This window comes from Streptomyces sp. NPDC030809 (assembly GCF_055572195.1).
The window spans coordinates 13,785-32,937 of record NZ_JBVIDV010000010.1 but is presented as its reverse complement, the minus strand read 5'-3'; the positions used below and the strand labels follow the sequence as shown (position 1 = coordinate 32,937).

The 19,153-nt window shown below is 72.4% G+C and carries 10 protein-coding genes and 1 pseudogene; 6 read left to right on the top strand and 5 right to left on the bottom strand.

Features of this window, described 5'->3' with window-relative positions; genetic code table 11:
* Positions 1-2: 2 nt before the first annotated feature.
* Both ACZ407_RS15370 and ACZ407_RS15365 read right to left on the bottom strand, forming a co-directional pair.
* Positions 3-2,372, bottom strand: a complete 2,370-nt coding sequence (locus tag ACZ407_RS15370) for a glycoside hydrolase domain-containing protein (protein WP_468128560.1) — start codon at positions 2,370-2,372, stop codon at positions 3-5.
* Between the two features lie 87 nt (positions 2,373-2,459).
* Entirely contained in the window at positions 2,460-2,906 is a 447-nt protein-coding gene (locus ACZ407_RS15365; protein WP_468128559.1) for a peptidoglycan-binding domain-containing protein, read from the bottom strand.
* Between the two features lie 1,793 nt (positions 2,907-4,699).
* Here ACZ407_RS15365 and ACZ407_RS15360 point away from each other — a divergent pair.
* The gene (locus tag ACZ407_RS15360) at positions 4,700-8,833 is read left to right on the top strand and encodes an SGNH/GDSL hydrolase family protein (RefSeq protein WP_468128558.1); all 4,134 of its coding nucleotides are present in this window, start codon (positions 4,700-4,702) and stop codon (positions 8,831-8,833) included.
* A gap of 174 nt (positions 8,834-9,007) precedes the next feature.
* Positions 9,008-9,112, top strand: a pseudogene (locus ACZ407_RS15355) (cupin domain-containing protein); the annotation flags it as partial.
* Positions 9,113-9,139: 27 nt separating this feature from the next.
* Here the strand turns inward: ACZ407_RS15355 and ACZ407_RS15350 are convergent.
* The 3 genes from ACZ407_RS15350 to ACZ407_RS15340 form a co-directional block, all read right to left on the bottom strand.
* Positions 9,140-9,793 (bottom strand): CBS domain-containing protein, encoded by a 654-nt coding sequence (locus ACZ407_RS15350; protein WP_468128557.1) that lies wholly within the window; start codon positions 9,791-9,793, stop codon positions 9,140-9,142.
* Positions 9,794-9,804: 11 nt separating this feature from the next.
* Positions 9,805-10,275, bottom strand: coding sequence for a Crp/Fnr family transcriptional regulator (locus tag ACZ407_RS15345; RefSeq protein WP_468128556.1), 471 nt, complete (start codon positions 10,273-10,275; stop codon positions 9,805-9,807).
* 95 nt (positions 10,276-10,370) lie between these two features.
* Positions 10,371-11,804 (bottom strand): MBL fold metallo-hydrolase RNA specificity domain-containing protein, encoded by a 1,434-nt coding sequence (locus tag ACZ407_RS15340; RefSeq protein WP_468128555.1) that lies wholly within the window; start codon positions 11,802-11,804, stop codon positions 10,371-10,373.
* Positions 11,805-12,570: 766 nt separating this feature from the next.
* On the opposite strand from ACZ407_RS15340, the gene ppsA reads away from it, so the two are divergent.
* The 4 genes from ppsA (at position 12,571) to ACZ407_RS15320 (ending at position 18,966) form a co-directional block, all read left to right on the top strand.
* Positions 12,571-15,024 (top strand): phosphoenolpyruvate synthase, encoded by a 2,454-nt coding sequence (gene ppsA, locus ACZ407_RS15335; RefSeq protein ID WP_468128554.1) that lies wholly within the window; start codon positions 12,571-12,573, stop codon positions 15,022-15,024.
* Positions 15,025-15,073: 49 nt separating this feature from the next.
* Positions 15,074-15,574, top strand: a complete 501-nt coding sequence (locus ACZ407_RS15330; protein WP_468128553.1) for a flavodoxin domain-containing protein — start codon at positions 15,074-15,076, stop codon at positions 15,572-15,574.
* A gap of 446 nt (positions 15,575-16,020) precedes the next feature.
* On the top strand, positions 16,021-18,687 hold the full coding sequence (locus tag ACZ407_RS15325; protein WP_468128552.1) for a cation-translocating P-type ATPase: 2,667 nt from the start codon (positions 16,021-16,023) through the stop codon (positions 18,685-18,687).
* Between the two features lie 18 nt (positions 18,688-18,705).
* Positions 18,706-18,966 carry a dsRBD fold-containing protein gene (locus ACZ407_RS15320; protein WP_468128551.1) on the top strand — a complete coding sequence of 87 codons (261 nt, stop codon included), beginning with the start codon at positions 18,706-18,708 and terminating at the stop codon, positions 18,964-18,966.
* Positions 18,967-19,153 lie beyond the last annotated feature (187 nt).

Here is a 19,153-nt window from a genome sequence, read left to right as displayed (position 1 = left end):
GCCTACCGGCCGGGCGTACCGTTCGCTTCCTGGGCGGCCCGTTCCGCCAGCACCTCGGCAAAGCCCCTGCAGAACTCGTCGAGCCGCGCCTCGGGCAGGTTGAAGGGCTGCACGGCGGACTCCCCGGCCTTCTCCGTGATCAACTGCGCACGGCCGAGCGAGACCACCGGGTCGACGGTCGTCGTGAGCACGTGCCTGGCCGCCGCCGCGGCGGTGTCCAGGCTCGCGCCGAAGCGCATCTCGTAGAAATCGCGGAAGCGGGTCAGCGCCCCCATCTCACGTTCGCCCAGGCCGTAGTGCTCGCGGGCCACGCCCAGCAGGCCGCGGGTGCCGTCCTCCACCCGGCGGGCGATCAGGTACCCGTCCACGTCGCACACCAGGTCGTTGAAGCCGAACGTGGAGGAGACCCCGATCCGCCCGAACTTCTCCTGGCAGTAGGCGTACCCCGACGGGTACGCCTTGACGTCCCGCTGCCACTCCGCGTACAGGGTGATCAGGTCGCCGCCCCAGCCCACCACATCGCCCACGTTGGACCTGCGCAGGTCGCCCGGCTGCGGCCGGACGTAGTGGCCGTTGGCAGCCGCCATCAGGTGCTGCACGCCCAGCATGTATCCGCTGACCGGGTCCTTGAATTCTGGAAGGACCTTCGGGGTTCCCTTGCCCGCCACGAACGCGACGAATTCGGGGGGCACGTTCCCGATCAGGGACCACCACTTGAACCCCCGGTAGTCGTCGCTGCGGGCGTACTCCAGGGTGAGCCGGGTCGGATCGCCCTTCTCCCACTGGAGCGCGAGGGGGAACAGCCACTCCAGATGGCGGACGAAGTCGGCGGCCGGCTCGACGTCCTGGTGGACGGACTTCTGCCCCTCGTCGCTCCCGGACCGGTGGGCGTCGTTGTCCAGGTCGAAGGCGTCCGGGCCTGCCGAGAAGCGGAACTCCTTGATCTGGTTGAAGGCCCAGTTCGGCGGGAGGGGGAAGCCCAGGTTTCCGGAGAAGCCCCACGACATGCCGGAGACGAACGAATAGCGGGCGTCGGTGAGCTTGCTGACCTGCGTGCACACGTTGCGCGAGCCGTACACGCCGTGCACGTACTTCTTCCCCTTGTACGCGAGGCCCGCCTGCACGCCCCGGAAGTACGGCACGATGCCCGAGGCGATCTCCTCGCCCGTCGCGTCGTAGTCCACCGCGAAGTAGATGACCGTGCCGCGGTTGAAGCCGTAGCCCTGCGCACACGAGTGGGCATTGACCCCGTGCGCGAACCCCTGCTCGTACGTGAAGTCCTGCAGCCGCCGCGCATTGTCCTGGTAGATCGGGAAGACGCTCAGCCCCGCGGCGAAGATGTCCTGCAGCTCACCCGGCTTGATCTCCTTGTCGAGGGTGCTGCCCGGCGGGTCGTACAGATAGCGGCCGACGATGCGGTAGTTCGACCGGAAGAGCGCGTCGGCACGGGCCCGGGTGAGCGCGAAGCGGGTGTCGCACGCCGCCGTCGCGCGGTTCGGGTCGCCGGTCGAGACCAGCAGCTGCGCCCACGTGGCGTAGTCCCCGAGGCCCTGCCGCTGCTCCAGCTCCGAGAAGTGCTGGAACTCCTCGACCCAGTCCTTGAGCTCCGCGTCGAATCTGCTGCGGAACCCGACCTCGAGGTTGGCGTTCTCCTTCACGACGGGCGAGTTGAGCGCGCACGCCGCCGAGAAGAGCTCCACCCAGACGCCTGAGTCGCCCTCCCTCACGGTGTGGGCCTTCAGGCCCGCCTGAGTGCCCGGACCGAACGATCCGGTCGCCTGGTCGTCGGGGATGCCCAGCTCGTACTGGATGGCCTTCATCAGCGACTTCTGCACGTCACGGGAGTAGACCCCGTCCGCAGGGCCGATGAAGAAGGAGGACCGGCCGTAGTAGCGGTTGTTGAGCCAGCGCTGCACGGTGCGGACCCGGTCGGTGCCCCCGGACACCGTGACGTACGCGTCCATGCACAGCAGCGCCTTGAAGACCTTGGGCTGGACCCAGCCGTTCGAGGCGTCGATGCCGGCGTGCTCCTTGAGCTTCATCACCGAAGAGCCGACGGCGGAGCTGTACTCGCCGCTGCCGTCGCCGCCCCAGTAGCCCTTGCAGAACAGGGCGTGCCCGACGATCTTCCGGATGTTGACGTTCGGCTCGGTGGCGGAGACATCGCCGCGCGCCGCGAGCCTGGCCAGTGTGGTGGGGCCGAAGGACGCGCTGACCGGGGAGATGCCCAGCTCGAACTGGAGCCCCATGGTCAGCGCGTACATCGTCGACCAGCCGGTCAGCCCGTTCTCCGGGCACCTCGCATAGCCGGGAACAGCCCCGTAGGTGCTGTTGACCCACTGCTGGGCGGCGAGAATCTTTGGATCCGCCATGACTTCCTTTCCTGACGGCCCCGGGAGCGGGGCCTTCGGGGGGAGGGTGCAGCGGCGTGCGTGCCGCTGCACCCGGTGACGGCACGGTCAGCGCAGCGGCTGCGGGGCGGAGGTCAGGCGGAGGCAGCGCGGCTGCCAGTTCTGGCTCCAGTACCAGCGGAGGGCGTCACGGGTGTTCGGCCCGTACACGCCGTCGGCGGCGACACCGGCGATCGACTGCGCCCGCTTGAGCGCCCGGGCGGTGGCGGGGCCGAACTGGCCGTCCTCCTCCAGGTAGGTGACGCCGTCGTAGTAGCAGCCGTTCAGGGTCCTCTGGAGTGCGCGGACGCCGGAGCCGGAGTTGCCCGAACGCAGCGAGCAGAAGTTGCTTCCGTTCTCGTCCAGCGGGACGTCGGTGACGTAGCCGGCCGCGTCGGTGTATCCGCGGAAGCTGGAGCAGACCGGGGCCGCGGCGGACGCCGTCGTCGCGCCGGTGGCGAGCGCGCTCAGCGTGATCGCGGCGACGGCGCCGAGGGTGGCGAGGGTGCGCTTCATGACTGGGATTCCCCCCTGTGGAGTGTGGCCGGATCGAGCGGCCGGATCGTGCCGCTGAGGGCGGCGAGCCGAAAGCTAGCACCGTCCTTCCGGCCCCGAACGCCCCCTCGGACCTGCCTTCCCGGCCGTCTCAACAGGCCGTGGGAGGGCCGGATCCCCTGCCGGCCAGGCCTTCTCCGCCCTGCGGGGGTCACGTCCCACGCCGTCCCAGGAGGTGGCCCGGATCCTGTCCCGGCCTGCCCCCGCCGTCTCCGGGGCCGCCGGGGCGCCCGGCACGGCCTGCTGGCCGTTCTGCCGCTTGCGCTCCGACCTGGACCTGGACCTGGACAGGGACAGGGACCTGAAACTGGAACTGGACCCGGTCTCCGGCCGTCGGATGTCCGGGCGCGTCCCGCTGGCCGTTCTGCCGCTCGGCCTCGGACCTGGAGTCCGACCGGGACCCGGACAGGGGCCTGGACCTGGACCTGGACTTGGAGCCGGCCACGGACTCGGTCCTGGAGCCGGATCCGGGCGCCGGCACGGGCAGCGGGTCCGTGTTCCCTACCGGTCGGCGTCAGCTGCCGGGCCCGGCAGGAGTACGTGCGCGCCGTCGGGGCGGACTGCCGGGACGCCCTCGCCGAGTCCGCCCCGACGGCCGCCGGTGGCCGGGCCCCGCGTCACGAACACCGAGGGCGCCCGGACCCTTGGACCCCCGGGGCCTCTGGACCCCCGGGGCCTCTGGACCCCCGGGGCCTCTGGACCCCCGGGGCCTCTGGACCCCCGGGGCCTCTGGACCTCCGGACCTCCGGGGCCTCTTGGACCTCTGGACCTCCGGACCTCCGGACCTCCGGGGCCTCTTGGACCTCCGGACCTCCGGACCTCCGGACCTCCGGGGCCTCTTGGACCTCCGGACCTCCGGGGCCTCTTGGACCTCCGGACCCCCGGACCTCCGGACCCCCGGACCCCCGGACCCAAGACTCGCGGAGAAGGCGCTCCGCGCCGTGAGCCGCTCCGTGCTCCGCGGCCACGGTGTGCTCCGCGGGCACGGCGCGCCCCGCGAGGCACGGCGCGGCTGCGCAGGGGACCTCCTCTCCCGCCGCACAGGGCTGCCCGTTGCGCCCCCGCGGCATCCCCTGCCCGTCCGTCCAGGTCGCCTCGTCCTCCCTCGTCCCTCCTCCTCCGTGTTCGCCGCCCTCGTCATTCCTCGTCCGCTCCGTCCGCTAGGTCCGTCCAGTCCCGGCCTTCGCCGCTGTCCCGGCCGTCCCTGAAATCCCCGGCGCCGGAACTCCCGCGAGGCCCTTCGTGCCCCCCGTCTCCCCCCGTCCCCAGCCGTCCTCCGTCCGTCCCGGCAACCCCGTCACCCCGACCGACGCCCCGCGCCGCCCGCCCTGGAACGCCGTACGCGGACAGCGCGTACCGACTCCGGAGCCCGGCTCCGGAGCTCCGGCGCGGCCCCTGCCGTCCCCGACACGGGCCGCTTCCCGGGACGCCTTCCCACCTCGGCGCCGCGTCCCCCGGGGACGGCTTCGGGACGGCGGACACCCCCGAACACGCCCTCGCACCACGTACGTTGCTGACACCGGACGGATCCGATCGGCCTCGCCGCCCCGTCCGCCACCCCGGCGCGGACAGCGTTCGCCACGGGTTCCGCACGCTCCATGCGTTCGCACGTTCCGCACGTTCCGCACGTTCCACACCGGCCGTACGCCGTACGCCGTACGCCCACCGCCGTCCCCGCCACCCGTCCGGACCGCCCCGCGCCCGCGCGCCGTCCCGCCCCGGACCGGACTGCCGAAGAAGAGATGACCAGAGCCTTGAGACGCAACAGACACCGGTCCCCGGTCGCTGCCGTGGTGCTCACCACGGCAGCCGTCATGACCGTGCCCCTGACGCTGCCCGCCCTGGCAGCACCGCCCGCCCCCGGCCCGTCCGCGCCCGGCGCGGCAACGGCGCCCGCGCCGCGGGCCGAGCAGTATCCCGCCGCCATCGCCCCCGCCGAGCGGACCAAGGTCCTCGGCGGTGCTTCCGACCGGGCCTGGACGACCTCCGGGGACGCCGCCGGCTTCCACGTCCTCGTCGCCGACGCGAAGGCGGGCTACCGCTGGAAGACCGCCGCGACCCTGACCGAGCCGGGCTTCGACACCGACAGCTGGATCGGCAACGCGTGCGTCACCGCCTCGGGACGGCGGGCGGTGGTCGCGTACGCACCCCGTACGTTCACCAACAAGCCCGACCTGATGACGCGCGGTGCGTTCACCGCAGTGGTCGACCTGGCGACCGGCAAGGTCACCAAGCTGCCCGTGCTGTCCTCCCTGTCGTACTTCTCCCCGGGCTGCGGAGACGGCGAACAGGCGGTGCTGTCGCAGTTCACCGACGACGCCGCCGACAAGAACGCCACCCGCCTGATCACCGTCGATGCGGCCAAGGGCCGCGCCGCGTCCAAGCTGAGGCTCACCGGCCAGGTCACCTCCGCCATCCCGTACGGCGGCGGCGCGATCGTCGCGGCCGACGGCGCCCGCGTCGTGAACATCGGCAAGGACGGGACCCGACGCGCGATCGCCCGCACCGCCGGGGTCCCCTTCCGCCTCACCCGGGATGCGGCCGGCGGCATCACCTTCGTCGACACCCCGGCCGGCCCGACCGCCCTCGCGCGGGGCGGCACCAAAACCCGCCGCGCCGTCGGCGAGGTCCGGCACCTCGATGCCGCGGCCGTCCGCTCGGCCGGCACCGGAAAGCGCACCGCCCGCCTGATCGCCTCCGGCCCCCTCCAGGGCCTGGACGTGGCCCGCGCCGCCTCCGGCGAGGTCTTCGTCACCGGCAAGGCCGACTCGAAGGGCGCCCTCCCCCCGCACGTCCACAACCCCGGCGGACTGGGCAAGGAGGCCGTGCTCAGCTCCCGCGGCCAGGCGGCCGTCAGCACAAGGTGGTCCCACGGCCCGGGCGGCAGCCCGGTCCGGCCCGACCAGGCCACCACCGAACGCACCGTGGTCAACACGCTCCGCCTGATCGGCACCGGAAAGACCGCCGCCCTCCAGGCCACACCCGGCGAGACCCCGGTCGACCCGAAGCAGGAGCAGACCGGCGGCCTGCTCTCGCCCGCCCTGCGCATCGCCCCGGGCGGCGCCGCCTCCGCCAGGCCCGGACCGTCCCCGAAGTCCCCGAAGTCCGGGAAGTCCGGGAAGTCCGCGGCGGTGCAGGCAGAGGGCGGTCCCAACGACCCGGTCGACTCCGTCCGCTACTGCGCCGTGCCCCGCGGGGACGTCCGCAAGCAGGCCTTCCAGCCCACCCCCCGCCAGGTGGAATGGGCGGTGGACCAGGCGGTGATCGGCGGCCTGAACAAGCACATCGCCCGCCCCGCCAACTGGAAGGGCACCGGCATGGGCGCGTACAGCCCGCAGTCGCTCTTCCCGCTGCGCACCCTGAGCGGCGACCCCAACGGGTCCGTCGACAAGGCCGACGAGTGGCACATCCCGGCGCAGATCCTGCTGGGCATCACCGCCCAGGAGTCCAACCTGTGGCAGGCCAGCCGCTACGTGGTGCCCGGGGCCACCGGCAACCCGCTGATCGGCAACTACTACGGCATCGAGTACGCGCCCAGCGGCGAGCAGGGTGACCCCTGGGCCATCAACTGGTCCAAGTCCGACTGCGGTTACGGCATCACCCAGATCACCGACGGCATGCGCCTGCCCGGCAAGGGCCAGCTCGTCACCCTGACGCCCCTCCAGCAGGAGGCGGCCGCCCTCGACTACACGGCGAACATCGCCGCGGGCGCCGACAAGCTCGCCGAGAAGTGGAACCAGACCCGCGACGCGGGACTGACCATCAACGGAGGCTCGCCGAAGTACATCGAGAGCTGGGGCTTCGCCCTCTGGGCCTACAACGCGGGCTTCTACCCGCAGTCCGACACCGGCCTCAACGCCGGCACCTGGGGCGTCGGCTGGACCAACAACCCGGCCAACCCCCTGTGGAAGGCCAACCGCACCCCCTTCCTGGAGTCCGCCCTCGGCAAGGACGACTACTCGCACGCCGCGCACCCGCAGGACTGGCCGTACCAGGAGAAGGTGGTCGGCTGGGCGGCGCGCCCGATGTCCGCGATGTTCAAGCCCGGCACCATGGGCGTCGCGTACCGGCAGGCCTGGTGGAACGACGCGACCTTCCGGACCGGTGGTCTCAAGCCGCCGGAGAAGACCTTCTGCAACGCGTCGAACGAGTGCAACCCCGACCTGATCGGACCCGACGACAAGAACCAGCCGGGGCTCGGTGCCTGCAACCGGGCCGACCTGCACTGCTGGTTCCACAGCCCGGTCCAGTTCGAGAGGTGCGACCTCGGCCGCTGCGGCCAGGCCGTCCACCGCTTCGACGCCACCTATCCGGAGCAGCCGGACGAGGACTCCTCCTACCCGCCCCCGTGCAAGACCGAGCTCCCCGCGAACGCCTTGGTCGTCGACGACGTGCCGAGCGGCGTCCGGCCGGCCGGGTCGCCCTCCCGCAACTGCTTGGAGGCCAAGTCGGCGGGATCGTTCTCCTTCGAGTACCCCATGTGGAACGCCACCTACCCCGGCAAGATCGACACCCACCAGATAGGCGCCGGATACGGCAACCACTTCTGGTTCTCCCACACCCGTCACTCGGACGGCAAGGACGACAACCTCGCCACCCGGCTGCTCACCACCGGCACCTGGACGCTCGGCCAGAACATCCCCGGCAGCGGCTGGGCCCGCGTGCTGGTGCACATGCCGGACCACGGTGCCCAGACCCGGCAGGCCAAGTACCACGTGCAGGGCACCGACTCCACCAGCCCGATCCGCTACGCCCAGCAGCGCACCCGCCAGAACCGCTGGGTCAGCCTCGGCGCATTCCACTTCACCGGCACCCCGAAGGTGTCGCTGAACAACCTCGCCGACGACGGCAACGGCACCGAGGACGTCGCCTGGGACGCGGTCGCCTTCCAGCCGCTGCCCGGCAAGCCCGCGAACTCCGTCGTGGCGATGGGCGACTCCTTCTCCTCCGGCGAGGGCGCGTCCGTCAGCGGGGGCGGCGACTACTACAAGGAGTCCAACTACCGGGACCCGCAGGACGGCTCGACCCGTGACGCGTGCCACCGTTCCACCAAGGCGTGGTCCCGGCAGGCGAAGACCGCCCCCGGCGCGACCTCCTCGATCGGCCAGCTCGCCGACACGTACGACGCGTCGATGGACTACCAGCTGATCGCCTGCTCCGGCGCCCGCACCTTCCACGTCCTCGGCAAGACCGACGGCTACGGAAACTGGCAGTACCACGAGCTGGCCCAGGTCGACAAGGGCTACCTCGACCAGCACACCACGCTGGTGACCATCTCCATCGGCGGCAACGACACCCAGTTCACCGACGTGTTCACCGCGTGCTACTTGGCCACCGCCGCCGGCAAGCCCTGCGAGGAATGGGACGTCGAAGAACTGACGGCCACCGGAGACCCCACGGGCAAGAGGTCGGGCCCGCTGGGCACCTACCTCCCCCACCGCATCAAGAACGTGGTCCGGCCCCAGATCGTGAAGACGCTCCAGTCGATCCAGCGGCACGCCCCGAACGCCCGCATCGTCCTCATGGGCTACCCGCCCATGCTGGAGGACGAGGGCAAGTGCGTCGCCCTCGGCATGCAGGGCAAGTGGCTCAACCAGATCGGCGACCTGCTGCTCACCGAGATGGACGGGGCCGTGGCCGATGCCAAGGCGCTGGGCGTCAAGGCCTGGTTCTCCAACCCCAAGTCCGACTTCGCCGGAAAGGCGCTGTGCGGCAGTCCCGAGACCATCCACGCGCTCGTCACCGACATCGTCGAGAGCGACACCCCGTGGGTCGCCAACGACCTGATCAAGACCGGCTACTCGGCCCAGTCCTTCCACCCGAAGATCGAGGGCGCCCGCCTCTACGCCAACGCCCTCGAGCGGACGCTCGGCCAGATGGGCAATTGACCCCGCCCGCCACCGGCACACCGCAACCGACCCCCGTGGGGCCTCACGCCTTCTGTGAGGCCCCACGGGGCTTTCACGCCGCGTCCCGCACCGGCCCCGCGGTCCCGCGCAGCGGTCCGGGACCGGACGGGACGGCCGGGACGCCGGGACGGCCCCCGGCCCTGCCTGCCGGGCGTCAGAGCCTCAGGCCGGGTGATGCGCGGCGAGGCCGGCCCGCAGGAGATCAAGGACTCCTCCGAGCGGTTCGACAACCACTGCGTGGACAGCCCGGTCTGGCAGCGCTTCGCCCGCCGGCGGTTTTGCCCGTCACCCGTCGGAGCCGGCTTCCAGGCGACAGCGCACGTCGACGATTCCTTCGACGGAGTGGGTGAGGCGTTCGGCGAGAGGGATCAGAGTGCGGTCCTTCACCTGGCCGGTCAGGGTGGCGATCCCGTGGGAGACGGTGACACCGACCGCTTCGTGGGAGAGCGGGAAGAGGCGTTCGACGACGGTCTGCCGGATCTCGGCGGTCAGTTCCTCGTCGGTGCGGAGGAAGACCTTCAGGAGGTCGGCGCGGCTGACGATGCCCTGGAGGGTGCCGTCGGCGTCCACGACCGGGAGGCGCTTGATGTGCCGGTCGGCCATGAGGCGGGCGGCCTGGGGGAGGGTGGCGTCGGGGCGGATCGTGACCGCCGGGGCGGTCATGAGGTCCTCGGCGCGGGTGGAGCCGGCCTTCGCGGTGTCGCCGAGGCGGCGCATCTGCTCGATCAGGCCGGGGCGGTGCTCGTGGAACTCCTCCTTGGGCAGGAGGTCGGCTTCGGAGACCACGCCGACGACGCGGCCCTCGCCCTCGATGACGGGGAGGGCGGTCACCTTCCAGCGTTCCATCGCGGCGGCGATGTCCTTGAAGCCGGTCTCGGCGGTGACGGCGATGACCTTGGTGGTCATCACGTCGGCGACGGTGTACGGGGTGGAGGCCATGGCGGGAGTCCTCAGCGTGCGTAGGCCAGCGGGGTTCCGCTGCCGTGGGGTGCGAACAGGTCGAGGAGCCGGGTGCGGGCGGAGTCGAGCCGGTCGGCGATGACCGCGGCCACGGCGGTGGACACCGACCGGCCGACGGCCGAGTCCTCGTTGCACAGCTCCCGTACGGCCGCGGCGTCGAACTCCAGGGCGATCACGTCGCGGGCGGCAGTGGCGCCGAGGCGCCAGCTGTAAGGAGGGACCATCCAGGACCAGCCGAGCAGCTCGCCATAGCCGAGGGTGTCGATGACGGCGTCCTTGTGGCCGGGCACGTGGGTGTCCAGGTCGACGGTGCCGCACTTGATGATCCAGAACTTCTCGGCGCGCTGGCGTTCCTTGAAGATGCGGGTGCCGGCCGGGAACGCGACCTGGCGGGAGTGGGCGAGGAGGGCCTCGCGGGCTTCCGGTGCCATCTCTTCGAGGATGCTGTGCATGGTGCTCATGGTGTGCCTCCAACCCTTCCCCCTCACGGTGCGCGGGGTGCGGCGGGGGCCGGGAGGGCCGCGCGGTGCAGACCGCGGGGACCGTCCGGCCCGTCTCAGCGGACCAGGACGGCCTCCCCGGGCTTGGGTACGACGGCCGTCCAGCCCAGCTCGTCCGTGATCCGGTCGCGCAGGGCCTCGGAGGCGCTCTCCTCGCCGTGCACGAGGTAGGTGGTGTGCGGGGGCGGCGCGGCGCGCAGCCAGTCGATGACCTGGCCGGCATCGGCGTGGGCGGAGAAGTGCGGGACGTCGGCGATCTCGGCGCGCACGGGGACGTACTCGCCGAACATCTTCAGCACCCGTGCGCCGTCGACGAGGTCGCGGGAGCGGGTGCCGGCGGCGGCGAAGCCGACGATGACGACGGCGTTGCGGGGGTCGGGCAGGATGCGGTGGAGGTGGTGCAGGACGCGGCCGCCGGTGGCCATGCCGGCTGAGGAGACGATGACCGCCGGGCCGGTGGTGCTGTTGATGTCGATCGACTCCTGGACGGTACGGGCCGCCAGGAAGGGGTCCGGGCTGATCGCTGCCTCGCCGGCGGCGAGGATTTCGGGACGGAGCTCGGGGGAGTGGGCGCGTACGGCGCTGCGGTAGACGTCGAGGGCGGCCAGGGCCATGGGGCTGTCGACGTAGACGGGCACGTGGCGGGGCAGGGTGCCGTCGGCGCGGAGGCCGGCGAGCTCGTGCAGGACGACCTCGGTGCGGTCGATGGCGAAGGCCGGGATGACCACGGTCCCGCCGCGGGAGAGCGTGCGCGTGATCACGGAGGCGAACTCGCGTTGTGCGCTCTCGTGGTCGTGGTGGCGGTTGCCGTAGGTGGACTCCATGAGCAGGACGTCGGCGCCGGAGAAGGGCTCCGGTGGCAGGAGGAGGGGGTGGCCGGGGCGGCCGAGGTCGCCGCTGGTGGCGAGGGTGTGGCCGTCCTCCAGGGTCAGGTGGGCCCAGGCGGAGCCGAGGATGTGCCCGCCGTGGTGGAGCGTGAGCTTGGTCCCGGCCGTGATCTCGATCTCGCTGCCGGCGGGGACCGGGTCGAAGAACTTCACCGTGTGGTCGACGTCGTCATCGTCGTAGAGCGGCTTGGCGGGGCGGTGCTTGGACCAGCCGTGCCGGTTGGCGTGCTCGGCGGCCTCCATCTGCAGCTTCGCGCTGTCGCGGAGCACGATTTCGGCGAGGCGGGCGGTGTGGGCGCTGGTCAGGATGGGGCCGCGGAAGCCGTGCCGGACCAGGCGCGGGAGGTAGCCGCAGTGGTCCAGGTGGGCGTGGGTGACGACCACGGCGTGGATGTCGCTGGCGTCGCAGGGCAGCTTGGCCCAATTGCGGCGGCGCAGGTCCGCGACACCCTGGAAGAGCCCGCAGTCCACGAGGATCCGGGCGTGGTCGCTCTCGACCAGGAACTTGCTCCCGGTCACCGTGCGCACACCCCCCAGGAAGCTCAGCAGCGCCGGCCGCGACGCGGCGGTGGCGGACGTGGGGGACGGGGTCGGCTGGGACATGGCAGGCCCCTCCTTTCCGGCTTCTCGGGACGGATACCGGACTTCACCGTCGCATCGGCCGGGCCGGACCGGATGGGCCCTACCGGTCCCCCCGTGAGGGCCGACCGGCCCAAGCCGGACCGCGGTCTCGGCCTCACGCCACGCCCCCGCCCTCCTGGCGTCGGCAACCTCATCGGCCTGTTCCACGCCCCTGTCGACGGCCGGGCCGCGGATTCCGGGGGAATCCCCACCTCGGGCGGGGGAGCGGAAGTCGACGCTGCCTGCCCGACGGCGCCCCGCCCGGCGACTGGCTCACCGGCGCGGAGGCTTCCGGTGGTCCACGCCCCGTGCCGGGTGACGATCGTCCGGCATGACGTACGCGTCGGCCGGGTCCACGCTCCGCCTGTTCTCGGGAGCGCCGGGCGGAACCGACCGGCGCTCCTCCGCGTCGGCGCCTGACCTGCGCGCGCAGACACGGCTTCCAGCCGGTCCGCACGGCCACTCGGCACACCTCGTGTGGGCCGATCGGCCCCGCGCGCGAGCGGACCGGTCGGCCCCGCGCGACTGGCCCCCTCGGCACTGCGGGGTGCACACCGCTGCGCGTGATCGTGGAACCCGGACGCCGAACCGGCGCCGCTTGTCGAAGAAGGTGACCACGATGCAGCGCATACGGATCCAGACCCGGCCGAAGCAGCCCCACAAGCCCGCCCCGCTGGACCTGCGCACGCCGTCCGGCCGCCCCCTGCCGTACTGAACCACTGCCGGCACACAGGCCTCGGAGAACGTCATGGGACACACGCGACGCGTCATACCCTTCACCCGGATCGGCCGCGGCGACGTCGGCCGCGTCGGAGGGAAGAACGCCTCGCTGGGCGAGCTGACCGTCCAGCTGGCTTCGGCCGGAGTGACGGTGCCGCCCGGCTTCGCCACGACCGCGGACGCCTACGGGGAACTGCTCGACCAGCACGGGCTGCGCACCCGCATCGAGGAGCAGCTCGACCGGTACCGCGACGGCGTCGCGCTCGAGGACATCGGCGCCGCCATCCGTTCGCTGATCATGGCCGAGCCGCTGTCGGAGGCACTGCGGGTCGAGATCGCCGCCGCGTACGAGGCCCTCGCGCGGGAGCTGGGGAGGACCGACCCGGAGGTCGCCGTGCGCAGCTCTGCCACGGCCGAGGACCTGCCGGAGGCCAGTTTCGCCGGGCAGCAGGAGACGTACCTGAACGTCCGCGGCACCGCGCAGCTGCTGGATGCCGTACACCGCTGTTTCGCTTCCCTCTACACCGACCGGGCCATCGACTACCGCGAGCGCATGGGCTTCGGCCGCATGGGCGTCGCCCTGTCCGTCGGTGTCCAGGCCATGGTCCGTTCCGACCTGGCCGGTGCCGGTGTGATCTTCACCCTCGACCCGGAGACCGGATTCCCCGAGGTCGTCGTGATCAGCGCTGCCTGGGGGCTGGGGGAGACGGTCGTCAGCGGGCAGACCGACCCCGACGAGTACACGGTCTTCAAGCCCTCGCTGAAGGACCCGGCCCTGAATCCCGTCATCGACGTGCGCATCGGGGCCAAGCACCGCAAGGCCGTCTACGCGGAAGGCGGGCTCACCGACACCGTCGACACCACCGCCGAGGAGCGCGGGCTCCGCGTCCTGACCGACGCCGAGGCCCGGCAGCTCGCTGCCTGGGCCGTCGCCGTCGAGGAGCACTACGGATGCCCGATGGACCTGGAATGGGCCAAGGACGGCATCACCGGCGAGCTGGCGATCGTCCAGGCCCGCCCCGAGACCGTCCAGTCCCGCCGCCGAGCCACCACCCTGCGCCGCTGCCGCCTCACCGGCCTGCCGGGTGAGCCGCTCGCCGAGGGCATCGCGGTCGGCGAGGCCATCGGCGCCGGCCCGGTCTGCCGCCTGGACACCCCCGTAGACCTGGACCGGTTCCCCCGCGGCGCCGTGCTCGTCACCTCGATCACGGACCCCGACTGGGAACCGATCATGAAGCGCGCCGCCGGGATCGTCACCGACCACGGCGGCCGCACCTCCCACGCGGCCATCGTCAGCCGGGAACTCGGCGTCCCGGCCGTCGTCGGCACCGGGAACGCCACCGAGGTGCTGCGCGACGGCGGATCCGTCACCGTCTCGTGCACCGAGGGCAGCCGTGGCCGGGTGTACGCGGGCCTGGTGCCGTACGAGGAGACCGAGACGGACCTCGCAGCGCTGCCCGTCACCCGTACCCGGGTGATGCTCAACCTCGCCGACCCGTCCGCGGCCTTCCGCTGGTGGCGGCTTCCGGCCGACGGCGTGGGACTGGCCCGCCTGGAGTTCATCGTCGCCCACCAGGTCAAGGTCCACCCCATGGCCCTGCTCCACCCCGAGCGCCTGGACGCGGCCGACCGCTGTGCCGTCGACCGGCTCACCGAGGGATACCCGGACCGCACCGCCTACTTCACCGACCGCCTCGCGCACGGCATCGCCCGCATCGCCGCCTCCCGCTGGCCGGACCCGGTCATCGTCCGCACCAGCGACTTCAAGACCAACGAGTACGCCAAGCTGCTCGGCGGCCGGCCCTTCGAGCCGGTGGAAGCGAACCCGATGATCGGGTGGCGGGGCGCCAGCCGCTACTACAGCGAGGGCTACCGCGAGGGCTTCGCCCTCGAATGCCGGGCCCTGCGCCGGGTGCGCGACGAGATGGGCCTGACGAACGTCATCGTCATGATCCCCTTCTGCCGCACCCTGCGGGAGGCCGACAAGGTCCTCGAGGTGATGGCCGCCGAGGGGCTGCGGCGGGGCGAGAACGGGCTCAAGGTCTACGTGATGGCAGAGATCCCCGCCAACGTCCTGCTCGCCCAGGACTTCGGCGAGCGGTTCGACGGCTTCTCCATCGGCAGCAACGACCTCACCCAGCTCACCCTGGGCGTCGACCGGGACTCCGAAGCACTCGCCCACGTCTTCGACGAGAACGACCCGGCCGTCACCAGCCTCATCCGGATCCTCGTCCCACGGGCGCAGGCCGTCGGCCGCCCCGTGGGCCTGTGCGGGCAGCGCCCCAGCGACGACCCGGCCTTCGCCGCCTTCCTCGTCGGCATCGGGATCGACTCGATCTCCGTCGCCCCCGACAGCTTCCCGGCTGTCAAGGCGCACGTCGCCGCAGGGGAGGAGCGGTGCTACGGCCGGCCGGAGGGCCGAACGGCCCCTCTCGGGAGCCGCCCGGCCCAAGCGGCCGAGCGGACCGGCACGCCACAGTGACACCAACCCCGTCCACACGTCGGAGAGCGCAGAACGAGGAGCAACCGCCATGAGCACCAAGCGAGTCCTGATCGCCTACGGCACCAAGCACGGCGCCACCGCCGGCATCGCCGACCAGATCGGCAAGACCCTCCGCGAGGACGGCCTCGACGCGGTCGTGCTGCCGGCCGACGACGTGGACGACGTCCGCGGCTACGACGCGGTCGTCATCGGCGGCGCCCTCTACGCCGGCCACTGGAGCGGCAAGGCCAAGCGCTGCGCCGAGCGCAACGCCGACCTCCTGCGGCACCGCCCGGTGTGGATGTTCAGCAGCGGCCCCCTGGACCGCTCCGCCGAGGAACGCGACATCCCGCCCGTCCCCGCCGTCGCCAAGCAGATGCAACTGGTGGGAGCCCGCGAGCACATGACGTTCGGCGGCAGCATCACCGCCCGCACCCCCGGGTTCCTCGCCAAGGCCCTGCTGCACGAAGGCAAGGGGGGTGACTACCGCAACCCCGAACGCATCCGGACCTGGGCCCACCACATCAGCGCCGAGCTCGCCGCCGCCTGACCGGGCAGCCGGCCCGCACGAGGACCGCGGAGGCAACCCATGCACCACCGGACGAGAAGAACGGCCGCCAACCCGCGCAAGCGGGATGGCGACCGCCCCCGCGGCCGCCTGCACGCCGCGTTCGCACCGGCCTGCCTGCGGGCCGCGCTCTGTGGTGTCGTGATCGGCCGGACCGTGTGGGACAACCGCAGCCGCGCCGCCGGGGAAGCCGCCTGTCACCGGCATTCGTTGACGGCCACCACCTCAGCCGAGACCGGCTGCGTAGCCGCGCCTGCCGTCGCGTACGGCACGGCCGCGCTGTGCGGGGCCGTCCTCGCGGCCGGTTCCCCTGGTCTTCGTACGCCGGCGGATCGTCGACGCAGACAGCGCGCAGGCGTGGGAGGCCGAGTGGGCGGGCTCCGAGCCGTCGTGGTCCGGTCGGCTCCGGCCCGGCCAGGGGGCGGGCGATGACGGAGACCGCGACCGGCCCCGACCTCGTGCCCGGGTCCACCCCCGACCCCCTGGAACCCCTTCCCCTCCTCCGCCGGGAACTGCACACCGGCCCGCTGGGGCTGTCCAGCCGGGAGGCTGCGCGCCGCCTCGCCGTCTACGGGCCCAACGAGGTCCGGCGCACCGCGCGGAGGAGCCTCGGCCGTGAACTGCTGCGCCAGCTCGTGCACCCGCTGGCCCTGCTCCTGTGGGCCGCCGCCGGCCTCGCGTTCGCCGCGGCCATCACCGTCCTGGGCTGGGCGATCATCGCCGTCGTGCTCGTCAACGCGGGGTTCGCCCTCGTGCAGGAGCGCCAGGCGGAGCGGGCCGTCGAAACCCTGGCCCAGTACCTGCCCGCCCGGGCGGAGGTACTCCGCGACGGGCAACCGCAGCACGTCCCGGCCCGGGACCTCGTCCCCGGCGACCTCATCGTCCTGGAAGAGGGCGCACGCATCCCCGCCGACGCCCGCCTCACCGAAGGCGGCATCGAAGCCGACCTGTCCATGCTGACCGGCGAGTCCACCCCCGTCGAACGCCTCGCCGGACCCGGCCTCGAAGGCACGCCCCTCCTCCAGGAACCGAACCTCGTCTTCAGCGGCACCACCGCCACGGAGGGCCAGGCGCGGGCCGTCGTGTTCGCCACCGGCGACCACACCGAGCTCGGCCGGATCGCCGCCCTCAGCCAGCGCACGCGCCGCGAGGCGAGCCCCCTGGAGAAGCAGGTCAAGAAGGTCGCCTGGCTGATCGCGGCGGTCGCCGTCGCCATGGGCGCGGTCTTCCTCGTGACCGGTGTGGCCGTCGGCCTGCCGCTCAGGGACTCCCTGATGTTCGCCATGGGCCTGCTCGTCGCCAACGTGCCCGAAGGCCTGCTGCCCACCATCACCCTGGCCCTCGCCGTCGGCGTCCGCGTCCTCGCCCGGCAGGGCGCGGTGATCAAGCGGCTGAGCGCCGTGGAAACCCTCGGCTCCACCAACGTCATCTGCACCGACAAGACCGGCACCCTCACCCGCAACGAAATGCGCCTGCACTCCACCTGGATCCCTCCAGGAGCCGGCGAGGCGGCAGCGCAGACCACTGCCCTGGTCCAGGCCGCCGCCCAGTGCACCACCGTCACCCGCGAAGGAGACGGGGAACTGCACGGCGACCCCACCGAGATCGCCCTGGTGGAAGGAGCCGCCGAACAGGGCGTACCGCTGGACCTCGCCGAACGGGACACCGGCCGCCGGGCCTGCTTCCGCTTCGACCCCAGACTGCGACGGATGTCGGTCGTGCAGGAGACGGGCCGGGACGCGTTCCGCGTGATCGTGAAGGGCGCCCCGGAGGCCGTACTGAAGCAGCTTGCCGACGGAGGGCAGGCAGCGGAGGCCCAGGAGGCGGCCGGGGCACTCGCCGAAGACGGGATGCGGGTTCTGGCCGTCGCCGTACGCGAGCTCCCGCCCGGCACACAGGTCCCGGCCCACCGCCAGGACGCCGAGCGCGGCCTGCGCCTGCTCGGCCTGGTCGGCCTGTACGACCCGCCCCGGCCCGAAGTGGCGGCCGCCGTCGCACGCTGCCACCGAGCCGGGCTCACCGTGCACATCGTCACCGGGGACAACGGCGCCACGGCCGCCGCCGTCGCCCGCGCCGTCGGCATCGGCGTACCGGCCCTCCACGTCGTCGCCCAGTCCGAGCAGGTCGACGACCACGAGCTCGACCACCTCCTGCGCCTCCCCGGCACGGAGATCGTCTTCGCCCGCTCCTCACCGGAGACGAAGCTGAAGGTGGCCGACGCGCTGAGGGCCCACGGCCAGGTCGTCGCCATGACCGGCGACGGGGTCAACGACGCGCCCGCCCTGCACCGCGCCCACATCGGCGTCGCCATGGGCCGCTCGGGCACCGACGTCGCCCGTGAGGCCTCGACCATGGTCCTCACCGACGACAACTTCGCCACCATCGTCACGGCGGTCGAATCCGGGCGCCGGGTCTACGACAACGTCCGCAAGTTCATCGTCTACATCTTCGCCCACCTCACCCCCGAGGTCGTGCCCTTCGTCGTCTTCGCGCTCTCCGCCGGCACCGTCCCGTTGCCGCTGACCGTCCTGCAGATCCTCGCCATCGACCTCGGCACCGAGACCCTCCCCGCCCTCGCCCTCGGCCGCGAACGGGCAGAGCCGGGCATCATGAGCCGCCCGCCCCGCCCCACAAACCAAGGGGTGATCAACAAGGACATGCTCGTCCGCAGCTGGGGCTGGCTGGGCTCCGTCTCCGCCGCCCTGGTCATGAGCGCCTTCTTCTACGTCCTGTGGCGCGCGGGATGGCACCCCGGCGACCCCACCGGTCCGGGCACCCCGCTCCACCACGCCTACCTCACCGCGACCACCGCCACCTTCGCCGGCATCGTCACCTGCCAGGTCGGCACCGCGATCGCCGCCCGCACCGAGCACGCGGCCCTGCGCGACATCGGTCTCTTCACCAACCCGCTGCTGCTCGCCGGGATCGCCTTCGAACTCGCCTTCACCGCAGCCCTCGTCTACGCACCCCCGCTCCAGCACCTCTTCGGCACCGCAGCCCTCCCACCGGATGTCGTCCTCCTGATCGCGGCGTTCCCGCCGCTGGTCTGGGGCACCGACGAACTCCGCCGCTGGACCCGCCGCCACCGCACCTGACCCCACCGGAGGAACACCATGTCGCACACCGCCGAATGGAAGTCCCGCATCCACCTGTTCGAGGAGGACCGCACCGCCGCAGTCCGCATCGACATCGACACCGGCACCACCCGCCTCACCGGCCACGGCACGGCCCGCTGCAACCCCACGGACACCGACATACCCGAGATCGGCGACGAGCTCGCCGCTGCCCGTGCGCTGGAGGACCTGGCCGCCCAGCTGAAGCGCCTGGCCTACGGGGACATGGAAGCGGCCGGAACCGGGCGGCTCCACGGATGAGGAGCGGACACGAGGAGTCGGGCTGCCCGCGCTGTCCGCTCCCCTCGCCCCGCCAACAGCTTCGGCCGGATCGCCTCCCTGCTCGACGGTGGCCATCAGCCGACACCGCCCCACGCAGGCTCGCCTCCCTCAGCCGCGCCTTCCCCGGAGGAGGCGTACCGGCCGCTTCGGCGGGCAGACGCGTGGT